This window comes from Streptomyces sp. O3, from assembly GCF_054788135.1.
In genome coordinates this window covers 1-241 of record NZ_JBTVYK010000232.1, presented here as the reverse complement: position 1 = coordinate 241, position 241 = coordinate 1, and the positions used below count along the sequence as shown (strand labels likewise).

The window sequence follows — 241 nt, the reverse complement described above, 5'->3', positions numbered from 1 at the left end:
CCCTAGATGACTTGTCAAATGGTCTTGAAGTAAATCAATGATAATTGGCGCACGAAGCTCTTGAGCAGCATCAATGACCGCACGAGCCGTTTCCAGATTAAAACAATTAATTGCCATTACTGCATAATGCTCCTTGTTCGCACGTTCTAACATACCTTTCATGGAAACATACATTTCAAAATCTCCTCACCTTATGAAATTTTAATTCCAGACAGATCAACTTCATCTTCCTCTTCTAATC

General features: G+C 38.6%; 1 protein-coding gene. It reads right to left on the bottom strand.

Annotated features, from left to right (window positions below; genetic code table 11):
• A partial coding sequence (locus ACX6XY_RS30480; protein ID WP_460337975.1) for a class II fructose-bisphosphate aldolase occupies nucleotides 1-162 on the bottom strand: 162 nt, incomplete at its 3' end.
• Nucleotides 163-241: the final 79 nt, after the last annotated feature.